Raw genomic sequence first — 21186 nt, 5'->3', positions numbered from 1 at the left:
TGCAATCGATTCGCCGGATCGATTGCTCGGGCTGGGCCCGACCGCTCTCACTCCAATACATCGTAAAGCCGGAAGATGAAGCTCACCTGGTAGAGCAGGTTGGCGACGACGAAGACGGTGTGGAAGCGGCGGCTGGGGGTCCAGGCGGCGATGGCGCAGAGGAGGATGTAGGCGATGTTGCGGGCGGGGTATTCCCAGCCGAGCGAGAGGATGCGCTCCGGTCCCTTGATCGCCGTATCGAGGATGTCGACGGCGTAGATCAGGCCGAGGATGCCGAAGAACCATTTGCGACGGGAAATGAAATATTCCTCGTAGCCGCCGTATTCGTCAAGTGATGCCGGAAAGAGCAGGGCGCAGAGCAGGAAGAACAGGCCGCAGAAGCAGATGAGGAAGAGATAGATGCCGAAGCCGATGGCGGGGACCGCCTGCAGGCGATATTCCCACCACCAGATGTGAATGATGAACAGGAACAGGGACAGCGCCCAGCCGAGATGGACCGGATAGACTTTTGCCTTGGCGGGATGCTGGACGATGCCGGCAAGCCCGGTCAGCAGCCGCGCAAGCGAAAGGCTGATGACCATGCCCATCACCACCTTGATGTGAAGGAAGACCTCCGGCGAGCTGACCGTTTCCACGCTCTCGACCCCTGATCTGTCACTCCTCGGGGACTTGTTTCGGTTTGCCCTCTTCGTCGAGCGCCACCATGATGAAGGTGCCGGCGGTGACCTTTTCCATCTTGGCGTAACGGGCACGGTGCGCCCAAGCTTCGACGATGAGTGTGATCGAGGTGCGCCCGACGCGCTCGATATCGGTATAGACCGACAGCGTGTCGCCGATCTTGACCGGCAGTTCGAAGGCCATCTCCTTGACGGCGGCGGTGACGACGCGGCCCTTGGCGCGCTCGGCGGCACGGATGCCCGATGCAAGGTCCATCTGCGCCATGACCCAGCCACCGAAAATATCGCCGGCGGGATTGGCATCGCCGGGCATGGCGAGGGTGCGCAGCGTCAGTTCGCCTCTCGGCTTGGCGGCATCGGTCATTAAGGGTTCTCCATCTGATGTTGGTCATGGGGCCGGCGATTCATCGAGATCACCCTAGTGCATGATCGCGAGCCGTGTCAGGGGTTTTCCCAGAGTCGACAGCAAAGTTCGCGGTCACATTCCGGATAACATCGTTTGTGGAAAATAACGGGTGATGCCGATCTAAATTCCATTCCAATTCAACGAGTCGATTTTTACAACCAACACCTCTCCCGACGTTGTTTTAAGTCAACTCTAAATAAGCTTTACGCTCCAGTAATTCCGGTGGTGCAGAATGAGACAGATCTCTCATAAGAATCGCCGGGAACCTCATGCGCAACGTCAAGATTTCCACCCGTCTTTATTGCCTCGTCGGCTTCACGCTTGCCGTGCTCGCGGCGACGATGGTCTTCTTTCTGAACTATTCCTACTCCGAGCTGGAAGAGGAGCGGAAGGCAGGGCTGGCGCAGCTCGATGCGACAGCGCTCGGCATCTTCGACAAATATTACAAGATGGAGCAGGCGGGCACGATGACCCGCGAGCAGGCGCAGACGGCGGCCAAGGACGTGATCGGCGCGATGCGCTACGGCGCCGACGGCTATTTCTGGATCAACGACATCCATCCCAAAATGGTGATGCACCCGATCAAGCCGGCGCTGAACGGTACCGATATCTCCCAGATGAAGGACCCGACCGGTAAGTTCCTGTTCGTCGAGTTCGTCAATAAGGTGAAGAAGGACGGCAAGGGCTTCGTCGATTATTACTGGCCGAAGCCGGGCGCCGATGAGCCGGTGCTGAAATATTCCTATGTCGCCGGTTTCGAGCCCTGGGGCTGGATCGTCGGCACTGGCGTCTATGGCGACGACCTTGCGGCGCTCTATCGCCAGAATGCGATGTGGGCCGCCGTGGTTTGCCTGATCGGCGCGCTGGCGACGATCGCGATCGCGTTCGCCATCGTGCGCAGTGTGACGGCGCCGATCGCGCGGCTGAAGACGGCGATGAATGCGATCGCCGCCGAAGAAGCATCGGTGGAGATTGCCGGCAGCGAGTGCCGCGACGAAGTGGGCCAGATGGCCAAGGTGCTACTGGTGCTTCGCGATTCCGTCGATGAGCGCAGCGCGTTGCGTGGGCGTGAAGACGAAAGGCAGCGCCAGATCGAGGACGAACGCCGCGGCAACGAGGCGAGTCTGCGCTCGGCTTCCGAGCGGCAGAGCCGCGCCATGCAGGCGCTCGGCGTCGGCCTGGAGAAGCTTGCGGGCGGCGATCTGACGGTTGCGATCGGCGATATCGGCGACGATTACGCCAAGCTCAGGAACGATTTCAATGCGGCCGTCGATGCGCTGAACGGCGTCATCCATGCGATTGCCGAATCGAGCCGCGTGGTCAACGACAGCGCCTCCGATATCAGCGAAGCGACCGGCAATCTGTCGAAGCGGACGGAACAGCAGGCGGCGGCACTCGAAGAGACGGCCGCAGCCCTCGACGAGATCACCGCGACTGTCAAGACGGCATCGGAGCGGGCGAACGAGGCGCGCGAGATGGTGGCCGAGACCAAGGCGAGCGCCGGACGCTCCGGCGAGATCGTCCGCAATGCGGTGACGGCGATGGGCCGGATCGAGGAATCCTCAAGCCGCATCAACCAGATCATCTCGGTCATCGATGAAATCGCCTTCCAGACCAATCTTCTGGCGCTGAATGCCGGCGTGGAAGCGGCGCGGGCCGGCGAGGCGGGCCGCGGCTTTGCCGTCGTTGCCCAGGAAGTGCGCGAGCTTGCGCAGCGCTCGGCCAACGCCGCCAAGGAGATCAAGGAACTCATCCGCCGGTCGGCGACCGAAGTCGAGGGCGGAGTGGCGCTGGTGCGCTCGACGGGCGATGCGCTGTTGGAAATCGAGGCCTTGGTCAATCAGGTCAACGATCACGTCGCCTCGATCGCGACGGCGGCGCGCGAGCAGTCGACCGGACTCAACGAGATCAACAGTTCCGTCAACCACATGGACCAGATGACGCAGCAGAACGCGGCGATGGTCGAGGAGACGACGGCGGCAAGCCGCACGCTCGCCGACGAAAGCACTCAGTTGAAGACGCTGCTCGCGAATTTCCGCCTGCGCGGAGCGGAGCAGCAGCGGGACGGTCGTTACACACGGGCAGCGTGAGTTCGGCAGCAGTTGGAAGGCGGCGAAAGCCGCCTTTTTCAGTTCCGTCGCGTCCAGATTGTGCCGGTAAGTTTTCATTCACCGTTTTTAATTAAAATTGGACCGAGTTTTTTCGGTCACTCTGCGGCCGGCCCACGGAAGCGATAAGAGTATGGCGTTTGTTTCCTTTCCTCGGCGAGCCTTCCTGCCCGTGCTGCTGTCGGCGGCGCTGACGACCTGTTCGATCAGCGACGGACTCGTGCCGCCGGCCAATGTCGACAACGGCACCAGGGTCAGTTCGATTTCGCCGTCACGGGGTGCCGCGCGCATGGCGCCGGCCGTGCGCATGGCGCCGGTGGAAAGCCAAGCGTCCTATCCGGTTTCCGGCGCCCCGGTCGGCAACACGCAAGGTTCGGTCGATTATCTCGATACGCCGAACCTCGCCGGTACCGGCCATGCGGCTCGCGCGCCGGGGGCGCAGGGACGAAAACTGCCGATGATCGACAGTGACGAGGCGATGGCGGCCGGCCAGTCGAAAAGCAACTGGGGCGGCACGCAAAACCTCGCCATCCCGTCCGGCGGCGTCAACATGGATGATGAGCTCGGAGCAGAGCCCGTCGTCGGACTGGCGCAGGAGCAACAGCAGCAGATCGCCGAGGGCAACGCTAGCGAGCCGGTCGTTGACGGCATCGGCACCGACAATCCGACGCAGCTTAACCAACCGATGCGCCAGCCCGCACCGCAGGCAGTGCCGCAGCCGGCCGCACAGGCTGAAATGAGCCGGGCGCCCACCTGGAGCGACGGCAGTCCGGTCACGGCGCCATCCCGCGTTCCTGAAGAGGACGAGGCCGAGGAAGTGGCGATGCTGCGGCCGAACAATCCGATGATGAGCGAGCCCGCCGCACCGGTCGACCCGAGCATCATGCCGGCTTCCGAGCTTGCCTGCCGGCGCGAACTGAAGCGCATGGGCGTGCTCTTCGACGAAAAGCCGCCGATCTCGAACGGACCGGCCTGCCAGGTGCCTTATCCGGTATCGCTGAAGGGACTTTCCGGCAATATCGGCGTGAGGCCGGCCGTGACGCTGAACTGCCAGGTGACGCTCGCCTTCGCCAAATGGGTGAAGAACGAGCTGGCGCCGTCGGCCCGCTACCGCTACTGGAGCGGCATCAGAACGATCCAGCCGCTCGGCGGCTATTCCTGCCGGCGCATGAACAACAGCCGTCAGCGATACAATCCGATGTCGGAACACGCCCGCGGCAACGCCATCGACGTCGGCAAGTTCGTGCTGAAGAACGGCCATGAGATCGACGTGCGCAAGAAGGGGCTGTTCTCGCTGCGCGAGGGCCGGCTGCTGAAGGCGGTGCGCACGGATAGCTGCCGCTACTTCAACACTGTGCTCGGGCCGGGCAGCAACCCGGAACACTGGAACCACTTCCACTTCGATCTGCGCTCACGTAAGAGCGGCAAGGTCTATTGCGACTGAGCTTGTCGCATGTGGGGCAGTGGCGCAGTCACGCGGCATGAAGTCCACCGGCAGAAAAGGGTTCATCCCCGTCGCCGGGCGCGCTATAGATCGGCGAGGCGGATTGCCGTTTGAGAGTTTGATTCATGAGCTATGAATTTCATGTCGGCCAGAAGGTGGTCTGCATCAACGACACCTTCAAGCACGTCAGCATCGACCAGCTGATCCGCAAGGGCGAGATCTATACGATCCGCTGGGTGGGCGAATATACCCATTATGTCGACGGCACGTTCATCGGGGTGAAGCTTGCGGAAATCCATCGCGGCAATGATGACGGGCCGGAAGGCTACGGTGCGGCCGATATGCCCTATCGCGCGACGCGCTTCCGGCCGCTGGTGAAGGACAAGATCGCATCGCTGCGCAAGCTGCTCGCCCCGACGCCCGATGCGCCGACCGAGCCGAAGGAAAAGGTCAGGAAGAAAGAGAAGGTCTGAGGCCGCTCTGTCCCGGCTGGCCGCGTTCCTGAAAGGCGGCGATCCGATCGGCCGTCTTCCTGCTGAGGAACAGCCCGGTCTCCTTGCTGACATCGAGCGCGCCGCTGCCTTGCCTGAAGGCATCGGTTATCGCCCGGCGGAAACCGCTGAGCTCAGGCTCGCCGGCGCCTTCGCCGGGCGGATAGGAGGTCAGGGCCAGGAAGACATCCTCTGGCTCGGTGATCCGCATGCTTGCCGGATACTGCGACATGGCGACGTTTCCGAATTGCGTCCGCATCATTTGCTCGGCGGCGTCATATCCAAAGGCTACGGCGGCCGGATCGGTCGGCGCGCTGCCGAAGACGGTCGTCAGGCGATAGATCTCGCGCATATTGCCGATGCCGTTGGTGGTGACCGCGAGAAAGCCGCCCGGTTTCAGCACCCTCGCCATCTCCGCGATGCCGGCGGCGGGGTCGGGCAGGTGATAGAGCCTATGCATGGCAATCACGAGATCGAAGGCGCCGTCTTCGAAGGGAAGTGCGGCGGCATCGGCCCGGCAGCCTCGCACGGAACCGAAGGGCAGTGCGCCGCAGCTCGCGCCACCGCCTCGTCGACCATGCCTGGCGAAAGGTCGGCGAGCGTCAGGTGCAGATTCTCCGGCAGCAGACCCGCCGTTGCCGCCCAGAACCATGCCGGCCCGCAGCCGACGTCGAGGACGCGATCTGCCGGTTTCAAAAGCAGTTGCGCGGCAACCCATGGAAACCAGCCCGTTTCGGCGATGGTGTATTCGGTATGGAGCCTGGCGCGGGCGGCGAGCTTGCGGCTGTCGCCATATTGTCCCGCATTGCCTTCGGTTATGGAGGACATCTCAACTCTCCGTCTTCCTCGTGAAGCCCCGAGCCTCAAGGCAAGCCTATAGGGGGCCTCCGTCCCGGGCAAGACGTGACTGCGCAACCGGTCGAGCCTGCCTGCGCGCTGGCAAAATAAATCGTATCCGATTAAATCGGAATAGTATTGACGTTGAATTCGGTTCGGCGTATTAACGCGCATCCGATTTAATCGGATACGCTAAAAATCAGCAAACCGAAAGGATACGACAATGACTGAGAAGCTTCTTTTCGCCGGCAAGACCCACATCGCCGGCGGTCGCAACGGCTATGCCCGCAGCAGCGACGGCACGCTCGACATCAAGCTGCCGCAGCCGCATCCGGCGGCCGAAAACCTGTTCGGGGCCGCCTGGTCGGCCTGCTATATCGGTGCCATCGAGCTCGCCGCCGCACAGCGGAAGATCACCTTGCCAGCCGGTCCCGAGGTCGATGCCGAGATTACGCTCAACGGCGATAACGGCTCCTACTTCCTGCGTGCACGGCTCAATGTCAGCCTTGCAGACATCGACCGTGAGATCGCACAGGAACTGATCGAGGCGGCCCACGGCATCTGCCCTTACTCCAAGGCGGTCCACGGCAATATCGACGTCGAAACCAAGCTTGTCTGAACGGGAAGGGCCGGCCTCGCGCCGTCACCTTCAAGCGGGGGTCTGCCGATCGGCGGCAGACCCGCTTCTGAGCCAGCAGCCAAACCCGCCGATCCGGAGAACATGCCATGATCAACAGCCACGCGGAACCGCGCCGGGCCTATGACGAGTTTTCGCTGGTACTCGATCCCGATGTCTACGAGCCGTTGCCTGACGATTGGCTGATCGGCATCACCGATGTCGTCAGCTCGACCGCGGCGATCCGATCGGGACGCTATGAAGACGTCAATTATGCCGGCGCATCGATCATCGCCGCCCTCGGCAATGCCTGGGGTTCGTTCGATTTTCCGTTCGTATTTCGCGGAGACGGAGCAGCCTCCGCCTTGCCGGCGAACGGCATCATGGCGGCGACATCGGCCTTGCGTGACGTCGCGGGCTTCGCCAAAGCCGAGCTTCATCTCGACCTGCGTGTCGGGCTCGTCACCGTCGGCGAAATCCGTGCCAACAGGCGAGACGTCAGGATCGCGCGCTACGCCGCTTCCAAGAGCGCGACCTATGCGATGTTTGCCGGAGGCGGGCTCAAATGGGCGGAGCAGCAGATCAAGAACGGCCGCTTTCTGGTCAAACCCGGCCGTTATGCGATGAAGCCTGACCTGTCGGGCCTGAGCTGCGACTGGGCGCCGTTCCCGAGCCAGCGCGGCGAGATCCTGTCATTGTTGGTCGAGCCGCGCGACCACACGCGCCCGGAGGTGTTTGCGGCGCTGGCAAGACGCGTGCTCGCGGTTTTCGATGCCGCGCCGCGCCGGTCCCATCCGCTTTCCGGACGGACGGGTATGGCAAGAGAGAAGCAGGTCAGCGCGAAACGCTGGTCGGAGGTCGCCTCCAATTCGGATTTCCGCAAGTTCGACGACGGCCTGCGCCTGACGCTGGACTGCGCGCCGGACCAGATCGACAGCGTCGAAGCCATGCTCATTGCAGCGCGGGCGCGCGGCGAGATCGACTTCGGGCTGCACCGCCAGTCTCACGCGCTGATGACCTGCCTCGTGCCATCGGGGCGGCCGGATTCGCATCTGCATTTTCTCGATGGAATGGGCGGCGGTTACGCGAAAGCGGCCGCGATGATGGAGGAGGGCGCGCTTGCGGAGGTTCGGCAGCGTGCGCTGTAGGTGTGGCGCCACTTCTCCGCGTCATCATGCCTGGTTGTTCGTTTTCGGTCTGAGCAGGTTTAAGAGCATTTCACCAAGCTGAGGCGGCGCCAGTTCGGTTTCGCATTCTATCTCCGCGGCGGTAAACCATCTGAGCGCCGTGTGTTCATCGCCGATAAGTCGCGGAGAGTCCTGCCATCGGTCGACGTGATAGACATGGAAGGTGGCGGATGCCCCGGGCGGGCTTTCCGAAACGAAATCTCCGGCAAACAGCCAGTGCTGCGGCGTCACGCCGATTTCTTCCAGCAATTCCCGGCACAGTGCTGTCTCGGCGTCTTCGCCGTCTTCGACGTGACCGCCCGGCAGGCTCCACCGATCCGGGTGCGTCCTGCGCTCCGAACTTCGCCTGGCGAGAAGAACGCTCCCATTTCCAATCAATGCGCCGATTGCGATCTCGGGCATGTCACCAGGTGCCGACATGTGCCGCGATCATGATTTTTGCGGTTCCGCCTGCGCCCGCAGCAGGTTGTCGCGCAGCCGCGTCACCGATTTCTGCACGACGGGGAAATCGTCGCCGAGGCCGACGGCGTCGATCAGGGCGGAGCCGGGATCGGTTTCGAGAAGATCGCGCCCCGCTGGTGTCAGGCTGACACGCACCTGCCGTTCGTCGGCGGGATCGCGATGGCGGGTGATAAAGCCGGCCGACTCCAGCTTCTTGAGAATGGGCGTCAGCGTGTTGGATTCGAGGAACAGTTTTTCTCCCAGCATGCTGACCGTCTGATCGTCCTCCTCGGAGAGAGCCACCATGGCGATATACTGGGTGTAGGTCAGGCCGAGCGCGTCCAGGATCGGCTTGTAGGCGCGGCCGAAGGCGAGATTGGCCGAATAGACCGCAAAGCACAGGAAGGTCGAAAGCTTACGGACCTCACCGCCACTCCCAGGAGAGGCGGGTACAGACTGTTTTGCGGCTTTGGACGTGGGCATGGGGATATCCTGTCTCGGTTGCTACCGCAATTATATATATCGCATCCGATTAAATCGCAATGGTGATGGCGTGATTTCAGGTGACCACCCGGCCGTCGCCTACAGCAGAGCTGCCGACGGCGGCCAGATTCGGCGTCGGACGTATCAGCCGAATTTTTCAGCACGTCCAAGTCCTTTGGCGCGGGAGACTCACTTTAGGTTCGTCTGGAGTCAATCCACGGCGCGGACGCGCCGTGACTGGATTCCTGTGACAAGCATAGGAATGACGGAGGCGGGGGCGGTCTGCTCCATCGGCCTTTGGCCCGCGTAGCCTTGCGGCGAGAGCAGATGGGCAAGTAGTCGCCGCATAGCCTTGCATGGCCGGTGCTTTCACGCGACAAAGCCCGGATGAGCATTCCCGCGACACATCCCTTCGCCTTCGATCCCACTTACGGCATGCAGCTCGACGAACTGCTTGCGGTCGAGCCGCCCGAGGAGCCGGATGGTTTCGACGCATTCTGGGAGACGCGATATCAAAAGGCGCTGACGGTCGATCCGCAGCCGGCGCTTTCCCGCAGCGAGATCACCCACCCCGACTGGCACGTGCTCTACCTGGTCTATCTCTCCACGGATGCGTTCCGGATCGGCGGCTGGCTGCTGCTGCCGCGCGAGGGGGAGGTGCGGCGCGGCCTGGTCGTCGGGCATGGTTACGGCGGACGCGAGCGTCCGGATTTCGACCTGCCGGTCAGCGAAACCGCGCTCATCTTTCCCTGCTGCCGCGGGCTGTCGCTCAGCGCTCATCCGCCGATTTCCGAGAATCCTTCCTGGCATGTGCTGCACGATATCGACAGGAAGGATTCCTATATCATCGGCGGCTGTGTCGAGGATATCTGGCTTGCCGTCTCGACGCTCGTTGCGCTCTATCCCTGGCTGTCAGGGCATATCGGCTATAGCGGCATCAGCTTCGGCGGCGGCGTCGGGGCGATGGCGATCGCCTATGATGACCGCATCGACCGCGGGCATCTCGCGCTTCCGAGCTTCGGGCACCAGTCGCTGCGCCTCAAGCTGCCGAGCGTCGGCAGCGCCCAATCGGTGCAGGAATATCAGGCGGAACATGGAAACGTGCTGGAGACGCTGCGCTTCTTCGATGCGGCGACGGCCGCGAGGCGGATCAGGGTGCCGATGCTGACGGCGGTGGCGCTTTTCGATCCTTCGGTCGCGCCGCCCTGCCAGTTCGCTGTCGCCAATTCGATACCGAAATTTAATGAAATCTTCATCCTGGACGCCGGGCATTTCGACTACCCTGGAAGTGCTGATCAAGAGGCGGTTCTCCGCGACAAGATCGGACAGTTTTTCAGGGTGTCATGAACCGCGAATATCTGCGCTGGTACAGTCAGCGTCTGCATCGAGACATGGAGATGCTGGTGTTCGGCCATGCCGGCGCCAAGGTGCTGGTTTTTCCGACGCGGGAAGGGCGCTTTTTCGAATATGAGCAGCTCGGCCTGGTCGCAAGCCTTGCAGACAAGCTGCAGGCCGGCCATCTCCAGCTCTATTGCATCGAGGGCCTGGCGGCGGACAGCCTCTACGGCTTCCACCGCCATCCGGCCGAGCGTATCCGCCGGCATGCGGCACTGGAGGATTATATCCTCAACGAGGTGCTGCCGCTGATGGCGGCGAAGAATTCGCATGACTGCACCATCGTGCATGGATGCAGCCTCGGCGCCTTCCAGGCGGCGAGCCTCGTCTTCCGCCACCCGCATCTCTTCCGCAAGCTCGTCGCCTTTTCCGGGCGCTACGACCTGACGATGAAGGTGGAATCCTTCAGCGACCTGTTCGACGGCTATTACGACGACAGCGTTTATTTCCACACGCCGACACATTTCCTGCCCGGCCTCGGCGCCGACTGGCGGCTCGACAGGCTGCGCGAGATCGACATCGTGCTGACCATCGGCGATGCCGATCCCTTCATCGACAACAACCGCTATCTCAGCCGGCTGCTGGGCGAGAAGAATATTCGCCATCAGCTGCATGTCTGGGACGGCCGCGCTCATCGCGCTGGCGCCTGGCGGAAGATGGCGCCACTTTATATCTGAATACTGTCGGTCACGGCCAACATAAAGCCGCCGTTGCCACTGGCGCGTCCCAGAGCGAGCTCTCCTCGTCAGTCAGCAAAGCGAGGGTAACGGACAGTCCCTGCATGTCGAGGGAAGTGACGTAGGTTCCAACAAGCGAGTGCTCGATCGGGATGCCGCTCTCCTCGATGAAGCGGCGGGCGCCGTTATAGGCGAGGTAAAGTTCGGCCGGCGGCGTGCCGCCGAGGCCGTTGACGAAGAGCAGCGCCCGGGCGCCCGGCGTCACGGCGATGTCACTGATGATCGTCTTGCAGAGATGGCCGATGACGGCGTCGGCGGTGGCGAAGGGCTGCCTGGCATGGCCGGGCTCGCCGTGGATGCCGACGCCCATTTCCATCTCGCCGGGTTCGAGCGCAAACGTCGTGCGCTCGGTCTGCGGCACCGTCACGCCGTTCAACGCCACCCCCATCGAGCGGATGCGTGTGTTCAACCCTTCGCCGAGCTGCTTCAGCTCGTCAAGCGGCATGCCGCGTTCGGCCGCAGCACCCAGGATCTTTTCGACGATCAGCGTTCCGGCGACGCCGCGACGGCCTCGGCTTTCGCCTGTTCTCGACGTTTCGATATCATCACTGACGATGACCATGTCGAGGCGGTGGCGCTCGCCAGCCATCTCGATGGCCATTTCGAAATTCATCAGATCGCCGTCGTAATTCTTGACCACGAGCAGGCAGCCGGCGCCGGTATCGGCTGCTTCGATGGCGGCAATGATCTGGCTCGGCGTCGGCGAGGTAAAAATATGGCCGACACAGGCGGCGTCCAGCATGCCGTGGCCGACGAAGCCGATATGCATCGGTTCATGGCCGGCGCCGCCACCTGATATGAGCGCCACCTTGCCCGATGTAAGATGGCGGCGGCGGATGAATCTGCGCTCCGGCCCGAACATCACGAAAGTCTCATGGGCGCGCACGAAGCCTTCGACGCTTTCGGCGACCATGGTTTCCGCAGTGTTCATGAACTTCTTCATCAAGCCCCTCCCAAGGCCAAAGGCATTACGTTACGTCTAGCGTCTCACTCGTCATTCCGCACCCGATATCGCGACGATCTTCTGCACCAGATCGGAGATCGCCTCTTCCAGCAGGCGGTTTTTCCTGTCGTCGCCGAAATCCGGCACCATCAGCGACAGGTGCCGCAATTTCTCAGAGTGGCCGAGATCCGGCAGCTTGCCAGGATGGGCGGCCTGATAGGCTTCGAGGAAGCGTTCCTCCTCAGTGGCGCTGAAATGGCAGACGCGGACGATCGTCGCGAGATGGCGCGCCGGCAGCGGCGTCGCATAGGTCGGGCTGGTGATCTGGGTGACGAAGCTTCGGTGTTTTCCAAGTGCCGTTGCCAGGCGCTGGCGCGTGCCCGACGGCCTGTTGTCGATGATCTGCGCTAGAATGGACTTGTAGGCAATTATGGCGTCTTCGGTGTCTTCGCGCGCCATCCTACTCTCCGGCTGCCCTTGTGCCATCGGCGTTGAGCCCGATGATCGCCGATCTTATCGCGTGACGCCCGGCCGGCGCCACGGAAAAATGCCTGAGACCGGCGGCGAGCAGTCCGGGCAGATAGCTCGGATTGCCGGCCATGTCGCCGCAGATGCTGACGGGCTTGCCGACGGTCAGCTTCACCGCCTGGGCAATCAGTCGGAGCACGGCGGGTGCCGCCTTGCCGGCATCGGCATCAATGTCGTCGCGGGTCCATGCGGCGAGATATTGCGCGAGATCGTTGGTTCCGAACGAGAAGAACGCGGCAGATCCAAAAGTGTCGAGCATCAATGCGGCTGCCGGCACCTCGACCATCATGCCGATCGGCGGCATCCGGTGCAGCAGGGCGCGGCGGCCGAGCTTTTCGGCTTCCTCGCGGAACAGCTCGCGCATCCTGTCGATCTCGTCGGGAAAGGTCACCATCGGCAGCATCACCGAAAGCCTGCCGAAGACGGCGGCGCGCAGCAGGGCGCGGGCCTGGACGCGGGCGATTTCCGGCCGGGCAAGCAGCAGTCGGATGCCGCGCGGGCCTGGGGAGAGAGCCGGCAGATCTTCGAGGCCGGCGAGCGGCTTGTCGCCGCCGATATCGAGCATGCGGATCGTTACTGGCCTGTCGCCCGCTTGCTCCAGCACCCGGCGATAGATCGCCAGCTGCCGTTCCTCATTGGCGGCATCGGCGATCGAGGTGACTGAAAATTCCGAGCGCATCAGGCCGACGCCTGCCGTTGCCGGATCGAGCGCATCGATCTCGGCGGGATCGTTGATGTTGATGGAGAGCAGGATCGGCACGCCGTCCGCCGTGCGCAGCTCGCCGCTGGCGATTTGCATTTCGCCGGTAGGTGCTTGTGCAGGTGCCAGCGGCGGGATCAGCATACCGCCTGCCTTCAGGATGACCGCACCGGCGTTGCCATCCACGCTGACAGGGTCTCCGTCTGCGGCCGAAAAGCGGCCAGTGCCGACCACCATCGGCACGGATTTCGTCCGGGCGAGCAGGGCGACGTGGCCGGCGGTGCTGCCTGCAAACAGCGCGATGCCGCCGCCTTTGGACCAGTCGTGGGCGAGAAAGCGGCTGGGCTCCATGTCCTTGCCGACGAAGACCGAGCCGGGCGGGAAATCGGCGATCGGGGTGCCTGCGAGCGCGCCGAGCACGCGGTTCTTGATGTCGAGAATATCGACTGCGCGCGCCCGCATCTGCTCCTCGTCGGCCGCTTCGAGTTCGCCGATATAGGCGTCCAGGGTGGCGACCCAGGCGAAGACGACGTTTTCGTCGCCCTGCATGCGTGCGCCCGTCGCCTCCGCGATCGTCGGATCGCGCAACACCTCGATCTGGAAATCGATGATATCGCGGCTTTCGGCGTCGGCACCCTCGGCAAGGTGTTCGAGTTCGCCGATCGAGATATCGATCGCCTTTTCCAGTGCGCCGAATCCGCCAATGGTTCCGGGTGCGGCAGCGTCCGGCCGTTCGGCAGCGGAAGGCGCCTGCGGCTCCTCCGCGAGAAAGGCCGGGCCGGATGCGATGCCCGGGGATGCGCTCTTTGCTTTCAGCTTAAGCGGTTCGGCCATGTTTCTTTTCCTCATCGAAGTTGCGCTCGATGAGTTCCTTCAGCGCGCGGATCGCCTCTTCGGCGAGGATGCCGTCGGCGCGGATCCGGAGGATCGATCCTTTGCGGATCCTCGCACCCATGATCTTGATGATGCTCTTGCCGTTCAGCCAGACATCGCTGCCGTTGACCGCGATCTCGATCGAACAGGGGAAGGATTTGGCAAGCCGCGTGAAGGTGACGGACGGGCGAGCATGCAGCCCGACGCCGTGCTTGACCTCCACCTCCGTCTGGCAGTTCACCTTAAATGGCTCGGGCAATGGCTCGGGCTCCTGTTTTTCTATTCGCAATCCGCTGGTCATCAGGGGGACAGTTCCTCGGCTGTAGCGACGACCTTGGCCAGGGACGCGCCACCCGACGCTTCGGCGGCAGCGATGACGGCTCCCTCGACCAGCGGCGCGTTGCAGATGGAGACGAGGCCCGAGCGGGGAAGCCCCAGCATTTCGATCGCCATCTCGCTGTTGGTTTCGGCGCCGCCGAGATCGACAAAGACGGCGACGCCGGCATCGGACCAGGCGGCCTCGATCGCTCTTAGGATGCCGCCGGCATTGGTCCCAAGCTCGCCATGGATGTTGCCGCCCGACCAGGAGAGCGGCACGCTGTCGCCGACCATCTGCCGCACCATGTCGGCGATACCCCTTGCCACCAGCGGCGAGTGGGAGACGATGACGATACCCACATTTGCGGTCTTTCCATTCATTCCGGACGGTGCTCCCCGAGATAGCGGCAGATCGCCGTCGTTAGCAGCGCGCAGCTCGACGCGCCGGGATCGACATGGCCGATCGAACGGTCGCCGAGATAGGCCGCGCGCCCGCGCATTGCCTTCATGTCGGCGGTGCGGGTGGCGGAGCGTTCGGCCTTGCGGGCGATGTCACCGAGTGGAGAGCGATTCTCCAACGCGGCATGCACAGGATAGAGCACGTCGAGCAGCGTCTTGTCGCCGGCATGCGCGCGGCCGCGCCTTGCGACGGCATCGATCGCCTGTTTCAGCACCAGCGAAAAATCGGCCATTTCCTCGCTTTTGCGAAGCTCACGGCCGATCTCCATCAGCAGTGTGCCGTAGAGCGGGCCGGCCGCGCCGCCGACATTCATCACAAGCGTCAGGCCGATCTTTTCCACGGCGTCAGCGAAGGGCAGGCTGGACAGGCTTTCGCCTTCGGCGCTCACCGCCTCGCAGCCGCGCCGCATGTTGGTTCCGTGATCGCCATCGCCGATGGCACGATCGAGCGCGCAAAGGTGATCGGTGTTTTCCGCGATCGTCGCGCGGCACACCTCGATCAATCCCGCAACAAGCATCGGTTCCGCCTGCACTGCCATCCTCCCTGCCATCGCATCTCCCGCGCGGCTCTCAAACCTTACTCTGGTCAGGCGAGGCTTGCCACCACGCCGAATGCGCCGGCAACCGCGACGGCACCGGGATCGGCAACGCCCACCAGATCTCTTTCACCGACATAGGAGGCGCGTCCGGCGCCGGCCTTCGTCATCGCCTTGGTCGACTCCGCACCCGCTGCCGCAGCCCTGGCCGCCGCGGCGACATCGCCGGAGGCGAGCGCCTGCAGGGCAGGCGACAGCGCATCGACCATCGTCCGGTCGCCGACTGCGGCTCCGCCATAGAATGTCATCCTGTCCAGCCCGGCAAGGAGGGCTGCCGATATATCGGCTCTGTCGGCCATGGCCTTTGCCGCGGCGGTGAAGAAGATCGACAGCAGCACGCCGCTCGATCCGCCCATGCTGGCGCCAAGGATATCGCCGAGCGAGGCAAGTGTTGCCGCCGGCCGGTCGAGCGGCAGCGTGTCGAGGCGAGCAAGCACGCTGCGGGCGCCTGACGCCACCGTCGAGCCGGTGTCACCGTCGCCGACGCGGCCGTCCAGCCGGTTGAGTTCGCTTTCCCGAGAGATAAGATGCTCGCAGAGCGCCGTGATTAGGCGGCGGATGCGGGCGTTCTCCCCGGCCGCAGCTGGGCCGTTCAAGCCGGCCGCCGTCCTCGGTGCGGCGATGATCCGGATCTGGTGGCGTTCGACTGCCGGCATCCAGGCATGCGGCTCGACCGCCGCCATCAGCGCCGCATCGCGAGCGTCATCCAGCCGAATCAGCGACAGCGAGAAGCCGTTCATGTTGAGCGCGGTCATCATCGGCCCCGGCCCGATGGTCAGCCGGACGCAGCGGCCAAGCGGCGACGACAGCACGGCATTGGCAATCACAGCCATTTCGAGCGGCGGCACCGCGCCGAGATTGTTGATGAGGAGGGCATGGCTTTCCGCCTCGCGCAGCGCAGGCGACAGGCGCGCCACCATGGTGGCGACGATATCTGCAACCGGCTGCAGCGTGATGCGCTCGACGCCAGGCTCACCGTGTATGCCGAGGCCGAGTTCGCCTTCGTTCCTGCCGAGGCGGTCCTCATGCACCTGGCCAGGCACGCTGCAGGTGGAGAGTGACATGCCGAGCGAGACGATGTCGCCGGCAGCAGCTGCGGCATGGGCCGCGACCGTCTTCAGGTCGTCGCCCCTTTCGGCGTGGTAGCCCGATATCTTATGAACGAACAGCGTGCCGGCGACGCCGCGCGGCTGGTTGATACCGGGAATGGCGATGTCGTCGGCAACGATGACCATCTCGACATCGAAGCCCTCGGCGCGCGCCCTTTCGGCAGCTAGACCGAAATTCAGGCGGTCGCCGGTGTAGTTCTTGACGATCAGCAGGGCGCCCTTCGGGCCGGTCACGGCGCGGATCGCCGTCAGTACGGCGTCGACGCTTGGCGAGGCGAAGATTTCGCCGGATACCGCCGCCGTCAGCATGCCCTTGCCGACGAAGCCGGCATGGGAGGGCTCATGGCCTGCGCCGCCGCCCGAGATGATCGCCACCTTCGACTTGTCCCAATCCGCGCGCAGGATCACCTTGATATCGGGGAAGCTGTCGAGGCGGGCGAGACGATCGTTGCTGCTCGTCAGAAGCAGACCATCCAGAGCTTCGGTGACGATGTTTTCCCTGCGGTTGAAGAAGTGTTTCATCGATTGAGACCCGTCTTTGTTTTTCATGCCATCGTCATGCCTGTTTGTCGGTCAGGAAAGGCGCTGTCCAGCCGCATCGAAATAAAGCGGATCGCGTAGCGTCAAGCTGATCCGGTCGCCCGGCGCGATCGCCAGATATGGATCCGCAAGTGTGACGAGCTTGTGATTGCCGGCCCTGATGTGCAGATGGTTCTGGTCGCCCAAATGTTCGATCCAGTCGATCTCGGCATTGGCATCCTTGCCGACAATGATGTCGAGATGTTCGGTGCGGGCGCCGACGGTCTTCGTGCCGGCCGGCGGCTGGCCGCCGGGCAAGAGGTCCGCCGGCAGAAGGTTTATGTGCGGCTGGCCGAGGCGGGCGGCGACATGCAGGTTGGCGGGATTGCCGTAGATCTCGCGCGGCGTTCCCACCTGCATCAGCCGCCCCTCGGCGACGATGCCGATGCGGTCGGCCATGGTCATGGCTTCCACCTGGTCGTGGGTGACATAGAGCAGCGTCGAGACCAGCTCCTTCTGGATGCGCTTCAGCTCCAAGCGCAGTTCGGCGCGCAGCTTGGCGTCGAGCGAGGAGAGCGGCTCGTCCATCAGATAGATCGCCGGCCGGCGCACCAGCGCCCGGCCGATGGCGACACGCTGCATCTCGCCGCCAGAGAGCCTAGTCGAGCGGTTCTCCAGCTTGTGATCGATCCGGACCATGCGCGCGACTTCGCGGACGCGCCGGTCGATCTCCGCCGCACTCAGCTTGCGGATCGGCGCCTTCAGCGGGAAGGCGAGGTTCTCGTAAACCGTCATATGCGGATAGAGCGAATATTGCTGGAAGACGAAGGCGACGTCGCGCTCGGCGGGCGCCTCGGCGGCGACATTGCGGCCGCCGATCTCGATGCGGCCACTATCGGGCCTTTCGAGGCCGGCGATCAGCCGCAGCGTCGTGGTCTTGCCGGCGCCTGTGGGACCGAGCAGCACGACGAACTCGCCATCGCGGATCGAAAGATCGAGATCGGCCAGAGCCTGGGTGTCGCCAAAGCGCTTGGTAAGGTTTCTTAGGACGACATCAGCCATGCCGGGTCTCCTGATAGAGCTGGGAAGGCACCGCGCGGCCCGACGTGCAGTCGAAGAGCGCGAGTTTAGCCGGGTTGAATTCGAGGCCGACGGTCTCGCCGATCCGGAAGCTGCGATTGGCGGGAACGCGGGCCTTAATCAGGCCGCCCTGGGTTTCCACGGCCACGACCTGGTTGGTGCCGAGATATTCGCTGCCATAGACGGCGCCGCGAAGCGCCGAGGCATCGCTGAAGCGGATATGCTCCGGCCGCACGCCGAGCGCCAGCTCGCTTTCGGCCATATCCTGGTGGATCTCGGGAACGGCGACATCGACGCCGTCGAGCAGGATGGAGCGGTCGCCACTCTTCAGGCCCGAGGTGAAGCGCATGAAGTTCATCGGCGGCGAACCGATGAAATCGGCGACATGCATGGTCGCCGGCTTGGCGTAGATTTCCTGCGGTGTGCCGAACTGCTCGATGATGCCATGGTTCATGACGGCAATCTTGTCGGCCATCGCCATCGCCTCGTGCTGGTCGTGGGTGACGTAGACGGTGGTGGCGTGGATGCGGTTGTGCAGTTCGCGCAGCTCGTGGACCATGATCTCGCGGAACTCGGCGTCGAGCGTGCCGAGCGGCTCGTCCATCAGGAAGCACTTCGGACGCCGGACGATGGCGCGGCCGAGCGCCACGCGCTGCCGGTCGCCGCCGGCAAGCCCCGAGACCGAGCGGTTGAGAATATGGTCGATCTGCAACAGGCGCGCGGTCTCTTCCACGCGCTGACGGATTTCGGCCTTGGGCATGCCCTGCGACAGCAGCGGGAAGCCGATATTCCTACGCACGTTCATATGCGGATAGAGCGCGAAGAGTTGGAAGACGAAGGCGATGTCGCGGGCGCTGGCGCGGTTGAAGGTGACGTCCTCGCCGTCGAGATAGATCTTGCCACTGCTCGGCAACTCGAGGCCGGCGATCATGCGAAGCGTCGTCGTCTTGCCGCAGCCGGAAGGCCCGAGCAGCGCCAGGAACTCGCCGTCATGGACGGTGAAGCTCGAATCCTGAACGGCGACGAAGCTGCCGAACTCCTTGCGGAGATTTTCGATCCGGATATCCGCCATGGTTTACTCCGGGAATTTCGAAACGATGATGAACATGACGGTGCCTATGAGCAGAGTGATCAGCGAATAGGTGTAGAGCACCAGCAGGAAGGGCTGGAACAGCATCAGGAAGCCGAGCCCGATCAGCACGGTGGCGATGGCCTCCATCGGGCCACGGCGCAGGAAGAGGGGCCGTTTCGGACGGGCAGGGGTGCGAGCGCGTGTTTCGATCAGATGGCTCATTTGCGGACGGCTCCGAAGGTGATGCCGCGCAGCAGCTGCTTGCGCAGGAGAATGGTGAAGACGAGGATCGGGATCAGGAAGATCGTCGTGCCGGCGGCGACCGCCGGCCAGTCTTGTCCGCCTTCGCCGATGATCGTCGGGATGAAGGGCGGCGCGGTCTGGGCCTCGCCCGAGGTCAGAAGGGCGGCGAAGGCATATTCGTTCCAGGCGAAGATCAGGCAGAAGATCGCGGTCGCGGCAATGCCGGTCGTTGCCTGCGGCAGCACGACCTTGCGGAAGGCCTGCAGTCTCGTATAGCCGTCGATCATCGCCGCTTCCTCGTATTCGCGCGGGATTTCGTCGATGAAGCCCTTGAGCAGCCAGACGGCGAGCGAGACGTTGACGGCGGTGTAGAGCAGGATCATGCCGAGCGCCGTGTCCGATAGGCCGAGTTCGCGATACATCAGGTAGATTGGGATGGCGACGGCGATCGGCGGCATCATCCGCGTCGACAGGATGAAGAACAGCAGGTCGTCGGCAAGCGGTACCTTGAAGCGGGAGAAACCATAGGCGGCCAGCGTGCCGAGGAAGACTGCGAGGAAGGTGGAGCCGAAGGCGATGACAAGCGAATTGACGAAGCGCGGCAAGAAGTTCGACGGGCCGGCGATCACCATGTTGCGCTTGCGCGTCACCTCATCGCAGGTGCCGACCGGTGCCGGCAGCGAGGCGATATAGTCGGGCGTTTGACGCGTACGTGTGGTGAAGAGGTTGCAATAGCCTTCGAGCGACGGCGTGAAGACGATCTTCGGGGGATAGCTGATCGAATCCGGCGGCGACTTGATGCTGGTCAGGAAGATCCAGATGAGCGGGATGAGGGTGATCAGCGCGTAGAGCACGACGATGGTGCCGGCGATGCGCTTGCTGGACGGGCTCGGTACGACGACCGAATGGGCGGAGTTGGCGGCGCTCATCGTTGCTTCACCTTGTTCAATGCCTTGACATAGATGTTGGCGAGGCCGAACACCGCGACGAAGAGGATGATGGCGAAGGCCGAGGCCCGGCCGGTCGCCCAGCTTTCGAAGGCGGCGCGCTTCAGCGTAATCGAGGCGACCTCGGTGACCGAGCCCGGACCGCCGCCGGTGAGCAGCGTCACCATGTCGAACATCTTGAAATTCTCGATGCCGCGGAAGAGCACGGCGAGCATGATGAAAGGCAGGGCCATCGGCACGGTGATCGACCAGAATTGCCGCCATGGCGAAGCACGGTCGACCTCGGCCGCCTCGTAGATATAGTCGGGGATCGAGCGCAGGCCGGCGAGGCAGATCAGCATCACATAGGGCGTCCACATCCAGGTATCGACAATGATGATTGCCCATGGCGCCAGCGTCACGTTGCCGAGCATCTGGATATCCGATGTTGGAATGCCTGACACCAGCGACACGGCATAGGCGAAGAGGCCGATCTGAGGCTCGTAGAGGAAGCGCCAGAAATTGCCGACGACGGCAGGCGACAGCATCATCGGAATCAGGATGATCGTTGTCCAGAAGGCATGGCCGCGGAACTTGCGGTCGATGAGATATGCGAGCGTAAAGCCGATCACCGTCTGAAGCACGATCGTCCAGAAGACGAAGTGCGCAGTGGTCTGCATCGCCTGCCAGATATCGGGATCGTTGAGGACGCGTTCGTAGTTTCCAAGGCCGACGCCCTGGACCGGCGCATTCGGCCGGTTGGCGCGGTAATTGGTGAAGGAGAGATAGACCGCCCAAAGCAGCGGGAAGATGTTGATGGCCAGCAGCAAGGTGATGGCCGGCGCAATGAACAGCCGGGCGATCGCCCTGTCGGAGAGGCCGTGAACGCGTCTGGCGACCGAGACCGGCGTTGCTCTTGCTGTCGCATCGGCCGCCTTCTCGACAATGGAGGAATGGGAAATGGTCAATTTTTCACCCGGTCTATTGGGATATGGAAG

The 21186-nt window shown here is 63.3% G+C and carries 23 protein-coding genes and 1 pseudogene; 7 read left to right on the top strand and 17 right to left on the bottom strand.

Features of this window, described 5'->3' with window-relative positions:
* Positions 1-47 precede the first annotated feature (47 nt).
* Both K6M89_RS15535 and K6M89_RS15530 read right to left on the bottom strand, forming a co-directional pair.
* Entirely contained in the window at positions 48-635 is a 588-nt protein-coding gene (locus K6M89_RS15535) for a hypothetical protein (RefSeq protein ID WP_222140039.1), read from the bottom strand.
* Between the two features lie 19 nt (positions 636-654).
* Positions 655-1041: an acyl-CoA thioesterase gene (locus K6M89_RS15530; protein WP_222140038.1), complete on the bottom strand. Its 387-nt coding sequence runs from the start codon at positions 1039-1041 to the stop codon at positions 655-657.
* A gap of 311 nt (positions 1042-1352) precedes the next feature.
* Between K6M89_RS15530 and K6M89_RS15525 the strand changes: the two genes are divergently transcribed.
* From K6M89_RS15525 to K6M89_RS15515, 3 genes are all read left to right on the top strand, one after another.
* Positions 1353-3173 (top strand): methyl-accepting chemotaxis protein, encoded by a 1821-nt coding sequence (locus K6M89_RS15525; RefSeq protein ID WP_222140037.1) that lies wholly within the window; start codon positions 1353-1355, stop codon positions 3171-3173.
* A gap of 151 nt (positions 3174-3324) precedes the next feature.
* The gene (locus K6M89_RS15520; protein WP_222140036.1) at positions 3325-4635 is read left to right on the top strand and encodes an extensin-like domain-containing protein; all 1311 of its coding nucleotides are present in this window, start codon (positions 3325-3327) and stop codon (positions 4633-4635) included.
* Between the two features lie 125 nt (positions 4636-4760).
* Entirely contained in the window at positions 4761-5108 is a 348-nt protein-coding gene (locus tag K6M89_RS15515; protein WP_097579677.1) for a CAP-Gly domain-containing protein, read from the top strand.
* Here the strand turns inward: K6M89_RS15515 and K6M89_RS15510 are convergent.
* A pseudogene (locus K6M89_RS15510) lies at positions 5086-5954 on the bottom strand (class I SAM-dependent methyltransferase). The gene K6M89_RS15515 and the pseudogene K6M89_RS15510 sit on opposite strands and share 23 nt — an antisense overlap.
* Positions 5955-6186: 232 nt before the next feature.
* On the opposite strand from K6M89_RS15510, the gene K6M89_RS15505 reads away from it, so the two are divergent.
* Both K6M89_RS15505 and K6M89_RS15500 read left to right on the top strand, forming a co-directional pair.
* Positions 6187-6582, top strand: a complete 396-nt coding sequence (locus K6M89_RS15505; protein ID WP_011425797.1) for an Ohr family peroxiredoxin — start codon at positions 6187-6189, stop codon at positions 6580-6582.
* A gap of 107 nt (positions 6583-6689) precedes the next feature.
* Complete coding sequence (locus tag K6M89_RS15500; RefSeq protein WP_222140035.1) at positions 6690-7727, top strand: DUF3095 family protein; 1038 nt, start codon at positions 6690-6692, stop codon at positions 7725-7727.
* 24 nt (positions 7728-7751) lie between these two features.
* Here the strand turns inward: K6M89_RS15500 and K6M89_RS15495 are convergent, their stop codons facing one another.
* Positions 7752-8168, bottom strand: coding sequence for an NUDIX hydrolase (locus tag K6M89_RS15495; protein WP_097579680.1), 417 nt, complete (start codon positions 8166-8168; stop codon positions 7752-7754).
* Between the two features lie 27 nt (positions 8169-8195).
* Positions 8196-8690 (bottom strand): MarR family winged helix-turn-helix transcriptional regulator, encoded by a 495-nt coding sequence (locus K6M89_RS15490; protein WP_222140034.1) that lies wholly within the window; start codon positions 8688-8690, stop codon positions 8196-8198.
* 387 nt (positions 8691-9077) lie between these two features.
* On the opposite strand from K6M89_RS15490, the gene K6M89_RS15485 reads away from it, so the two are divergent.
* Both K6M89_RS15485 and K6M89_RS15480 read left to right on the top strand, forming a co-directional pair.
* Positions 9078-10037, top strand: a complete 960-nt coding sequence (locus K6M89_RS15485; protein ID WP_222140033.1) for an acetylxylan esterase — start codon at positions 9078-9080, stop codon at positions 10035-10037.
* Positions 10034-10762, top strand: a complete 729-nt coding sequence (locus K6M89_RS15480; protein ID WP_222140032.1) for an esterase family protein — start codon at positions 10034-10036, stop codon at positions 10760-10762. Before K6M89_RS15485 ends, K6M89_RS15480 begins: the two co-directional genes overlap by 4 nt.
* Positions 10763-10772: 10 nt before the next feature.
* Here K6M89_RS15480 and dhaK read toward each other — a convergent pair whose 3' ends face one another.
* The 12 genes from dhaK to K6M89_RS15420 are packed head-to-tail and all read right to left on the bottom strand — an operon-like array spanning position 10773 to position 21156.
* Entirely contained in the window at positions 10773-11765 is a 993-nt protein-coding gene (dhaK, locus tag K6M89_RS15475) for a dihydroxyacetone kinase subunit DhaK (RefSeq protein ID WP_222140031.1), read from the bottom strand.
* 51 nt (positions 11766-11816) lie between these two features.
* Positions 11817-12224 (bottom strand): hypothetical protein, encoded by a 408-nt coding sequence (locus K6M89_RS15470; protein ID WP_010001912.1) that lies wholly within the window; start codon positions 12222-12224, stop codon positions 11817-11819.
* A 1-nt stretch (position 12225) separates the two neighbouring features.
* Positions 12226-13827: a putative PEP-binding protein gene (locus K6M89_RS15465; protein WP_222140030.1), complete on the bottom strand. Its 1602-nt coding sequence runs from the start codon at positions 13825-13827 to the stop codon at positions 12226-12228.
* The gene (locus tag K6M89_RS15460; protein ID WP_097579686.1) at positions 13811-14167 is read right to left on the bottom strand and encodes an HPr family phosphocarrier protein; all 357 of its coding nucleotides are present in this window, start codon (positions 14165-14167) and stop codon (positions 13811-13813) included. Before K6M89_RS15460 ends, K6M89_RS15465 begins: the two co-directional genes overlap by 17 nt.
* Positions 14167-14565, bottom strand: coding sequence for a dihydroxyacetone kinase phosphoryl donor subunit DhaM (gene dhaM, locus K6M89_RS15455; protein ID WP_222140029.1), 399 nt, complete (start codon positions 14563-14565; stop codon positions 14167-14169). The genes K6M89_RS15460 and dhaM overlap by 1 nt, the downstream gene beginning before the upstream one ends.
* Positions 14562-15182 (bottom strand): dihydroxyacetone kinase subunit DhaL, encoded by a 621-nt coding sequence (dhaL, locus tag K6M89_RS15450; protein WP_097579688.1) that lies wholly within the window; start codon positions 15180-15182, stop codon positions 14562-14564. Before dhaL ends, dhaM begins: the two co-directional genes overlap by 4 nt.
* A gap of 47 nt (positions 15183-15229) precedes the next feature.
* Positions 15230-16870: a dihydroxyacetone kinase subunit DhaK gene (locus tag K6M89_RS15445; protein ID WP_222140068.1), complete on the bottom strand. Its 1641-nt coding sequence runs from the start codon at positions 16868-16870 to the stop codon at positions 15230-15232.
* Between the two features lie 51 nt (positions 16871-16921).
* On the bottom strand, positions 16922-17929 hold the full coding sequence (locus K6M89_RS15440) for an ABC transporter ATP-binding protein (protein WP_222140028.1): 1008 nt from the start codon (positions 17927-17929) through the stop codon (positions 16922-16924).
* Entirely contained in the window at positions 17922-19019 is a 1098-nt protein-coding gene (locus K6M89_RS15435; protein WP_222140027.1) for an ABC transporter ATP-binding protein, read from the bottom strand. Before K6M89_RS15435 ends, K6M89_RS15440 begins: the two co-directional genes overlap by 8 nt.
* 3 nt (positions 19020-19022) lie before the next feature.
* On the bottom strand, positions 19023-19241 hold the full coding sequence (locus K6M89_RS15430; RefSeq protein ID WP_222140026.1) for a hypothetical protein: 219 nt from the start codon (positions 19239-19241) through the stop codon (positions 19023-19025).
* Positions 19238-20191 (bottom strand): carbohydrate ABC transporter permease, encoded by a 954-nt coding sequence (locus K6M89_RS15425; RefSeq protein ID WP_222140025.1) that lies wholly within the window; start codon positions 20189-20191, stop codon positions 19238-19240. The genes K6M89_RS15430 and K6M89_RS15425 overlap by 4 nt, the downstream gene beginning before the upstream one ends.
* Positions 20188-21156 carry a carbohydrate ABC transporter permease gene (locus K6M89_RS15420; protein WP_222140024.1) on the bottom strand — a complete coding sequence of 323 codons (969 nt, stop codon included), beginning with the start codon at positions 21154-21156 and terminating at the stop codon, positions 20188-20190. Before K6M89_RS15420 ends, K6M89_RS15425 begins: the two co-directional genes overlap by 4 nt.
* Between the last annotated feature and the right edge of the window lie 30 nt (positions 21157-21186).

The sequence above is a fragment of the Rhizobium croatiense genome, assembly GCF_019793465.1.
In the GTDB taxonomy this organism is placed as follows: Bacteria; Pseudomonadota; Alphaproteobacteria; order Rhizobiales; family Rhizobiaceae; genus Rhizobium; species Rhizobium croatiense.
Note: the sequence above shows the minus strand (reverse complement) of the source record. Positions and strands in the feature narration are given on the sequence as shown.